At 62.9% G+C, this 337-nt stretch carries 1 protein-coding gene; it reads left to right on the forward strand.

What is annotated here, in order from left to right; all coding sequences use genetic code 11:
- The coding region (locus tag RTW80_RS28090) for a solute carrier family 23 protein (protein ID WP_312721399.1) at positions 1–337 on the forward strand (337 nt) is incomplete at both ends.

Consider the following 337-nt stretch of genomic DNA (forward strand, 5'->3'; position numbering starts at 1 on the left):
GACAACGGTAACTCCCTGATTGGCAGCCTGGATATTGTGGGCGCGCTGAACCCGGTGATCCTGCCAAGCGTGCTGGCGCTGGTAATGACCGCGGTGTTTGATGCCACGGGCACCATCCGCGCGGTGGCCGGTCAGGCTAACCTGCTGGATAAAGACGGACAGATTATTGACGGCGGCAAAGCGCTGACCACCGACTCCCTGAGCAGCGTTTTCTCTGGCCTGGTGGGTGCGGCGCCTGCGGCGGTGTACATTGAGTCCGCAGCGGGTACGGCGGCAGGCGGTAAAACCGGCCTGACGGCCATCACCGTTGGCGTGCTGTTCCTGCTGATCCTGTTCC

The sequence above is a fragment of the Escherichia sp. AM3 genome, assembly GCF_032029835.1.
GTDB classification, from domain to species: Bacteria; Pseudomonadota; Gammaproteobacteria; order Enterobacterales; family Enterobacteriaceae; genus Escherichia; species Escherichia coli.